This is a genomic window from bacterium, assembly GCA_024226335.1.
Lineage (GTDB): Bacteria > Myxococcota_A > UBA9160 > SZUA-336 > SZUA-336 > JAAELY01.
The window spans coordinates 1-2,459 of sequence record JAAELY010000321.1; the positions used below are offsets into that span (position 1 = coordinate 1).

The window sequence follows — 2,459 nt, forward strand, 5'->3', positions numbered from 1 at the left end:
CCCGGATTCGCAGCCGCCTGGGACCGATACCCGCACTACGAGAATCGGTCGGTCCGGGCCGAGGCGCTGAACCGATGGCGGAAACGGAAGCTCGAACCGCTGGCCAATAGCGTCCTAGCCTGGATCGACGCCCACGCCGACACCGACGACTGGACGAAAGACGGCGGCGCGATGGTCCCCGGGTTCCACGTCTGGATCGGCCCGAAGTTCAAGCACGATTTCAGCGAGCCGCCGCCGGTGCCGAAGCTGCGAGCGGTCGGCATGTCGAATCTCGAACGGAAGAACCAGGCGAACATGGAAGCGTACCTACGCTCAAAGGGGCTCAGATGAACCGCACGGAATTTATCAGTCAGTCGCTTACTGTTCTCGGTGCGATCTACGACAAAGAGGTCACGCCGCAGCTCACCGAGGTCTACGTCCGCGCCACGGCGCACATACCAGCCGAAGACCTCAAGAACTCGCTCAATCGATGCGTTGCCGAATGCAAGTTCTTCCCGAAGCCGGCCGAGATCATCGAACGCGCCGGGGCCGACATCGAGACCATCGCGGCGAAGGCGTGGACGGATGCAACCGACGCGGCCGCACGTATCGGCCAGTACAACGGCGTTCACTTCCAAGATCCGGTAGTTACCAAGGTTATCCAGTCGATGGGCGGGTGGCATGCGTTCTGTTGCCCCGAGCAAGAACAGCACTGGCTCCGAAAGCACTTCATGGATCTGTACGGATGCTACTACTCGGAACGCGATAGCCTGCGAGACGTGCCGCTAATGGGCATCGCAGATCAACAAACCGTTACGCCGATCTTCCCGGACTACATCGTGCCTGACACGAAGCAGCTAACAGACGGCGAAGACGAAGATGGGTCGTAACGATGACGGCACCGAGCACAAATGCGACGACTGCGGCGGAACGTGGTTCCTACTCTACGAACGGAAGCACTCCATGGTCGACTGTATGGTTATGCACGGGAAACGCTGCCACTGTCACCCGGCAGAAGTGCGGGAGCGGATGCGTGAGCGTAGCGCGTGGAAGGGGGCCTAGTGGCTAGCGACGCCTGGACCCGCAACGCAACCCACGACTTGCTCGAGTCGCTGGGCTACATCTTCGACGAGACGAGCACCGGGCTAAGTAAGGGCCGCATACGTCGCGACCTGTTCGGCTGCATCGACACGATCGCGGTAGGACCGGACGGCGTTGTACTCGCGATCCAGTACACCGAACGCTACAAGATGAATTCCCGACAGGCGAAGGCGCTAGCGTGGGACGGGCTCGACCGCTGGCTACTCCGCAACCGCTTCGAGGTCTGGGGATGGCTGGAACACGACGGCGACACCCCGCCGACATTAACCCGCGACATCGGCGAGCTCTACGAAGGCGAGCCGACGTTTACGCGGACGAGGTGAGTGAGTGAAAGTATCCGAGGCGAAAGATTGCGCGATTCAACTGCGCGACCACGTTAAGGCAACGAACCTATTGCTAGATCAGGCGGCGGCGATGGGGCTACAGGTCAAGGTCTCCGTGGTCGAGTTGATGCGCCAAGATGTTGACTACGCATTTCCCGAGGTGACGGTTGATATTTTTGTCCGGCCGACACGGTTGGACGATGTTCCGGAGGTGTAGTGATGGCAGTAACGAAAGAAAATGGCTATGTGATGACGCTGAACGAGAACTTGGTCATGCGGATCAACTACGAGCGCGCAGAAGACCAGGAGCCGATATTCACGATGCGGCTAGAGATGACCGGCCCAGGAACTGCGCCGAACCCGTCACCGCTAAACCCCCGCTTCGTCCGAGGCTTCAACGAACTCTGGTCGCTGATCCGCCTCGACTTCCCCGACGCGCCGACGTGGAATAGCTGATGGCGAAACTCCCAGAGCACGAGGTCGAAGTGCTGATCCCCGTCGTCGTTAACTCATGCGGTGGATGGGCTGCGATTTCGATTAATCGGGATCGTGACGCGGACGGGACCACGTACTTTTCTACCGAGTCGCACTTCAAGGAATGCGTAGGAGAATTTGAAAAGGTTGGGCCGTGGAGACGGTATCTAGTCAAGGTCACATTGCCCATACCAGCGCACGAGCCACCGGAGATACGCGACGCGATCTATACAACGCACGATGCCGACTTCTGCGCGGAGTGTGGTAGTGGCCTACTTCGCGAACCTTACGAGGAATCGGAGTGATCGCCGCGCTAGCCTTGACGCTCGCACTAGCCGATGGTTCACGGGCGATGTATTGGGCCGGGGCGTTCGCTGATATGGGTACAACCCACCACGCCCTGAACCACGGCGCAACGGAACTAAACCCAGCGTGGAAGTGGGCCGACGACGACGCGACCAAAATCGTCGCCGCCAACCTTGCGCTAACCTTCGGCCTCGACCAGCTACTACAGCGCGAACTACGAAAGGCCGACCAAGAGCAGGACGCATGGAAACGACGCAAACGACGCCGCACGATCAA

At 59.8% G+C, this 2,459-nt stretch carries 5 protein-coding genes; all 5 read left to right on the plus strand.

The window, feature by feature from the left end:
* On the plus strand, positions 1–330 hold a 330-nt coding region (locus tag GY725_16900; GenBank protein MCP4005870.1), incomplete at its 5' end, for a hypothetical protein.
* Positions 327–869: a hypothetical protein gene (locus GY725_16905; GenBank protein ID MCP4005871.1), complete on the plus strand. Its 543-nt coding sequence runs from the start codon at positions 327–329 to the stop codon at positions 867–869. The genes GY725_16900 and GY725_16905, both read left to right, overlap by 4 nt.
* A 171-nt stretch (positions 870–1,040) precedes the next feature.
* Entirely contained in the window at positions 1,041–1,403 is a 363-nt protein-coding gene (locus GY725_16910; protein MCP4005872.1) for a hypothetical protein, read from the plus strand.
* Between the two features lie 4 nt (positions 1,404–1,407).
* The gene (locus GY725_16915; protein ID MCP4005873.1) at positions 1,408–1,620 is read left to right on the plus strand and encodes a hypothetical protein; all 213 of its coding nucleotides are present in this window, start codon (positions 1,408–1,410) and stop codon (positions 1,618–1,620) included.
* Positions 1,621–1,622: 2 nt separating this feature from the next.
* The gene (locus GY725_16920) at positions 1,623–1,859 is read left to right on the plus strand and encodes a hypothetical protein (protein MCP4005874.1); all 237 of its coding nucleotides are present in this window, start codon (positions 1,623–1,625) and stop codon (positions 1,857–1,859) included.
* The last annotated feature ends 600 nt before the right edge of the window (positions 1,860–2,459 follow it).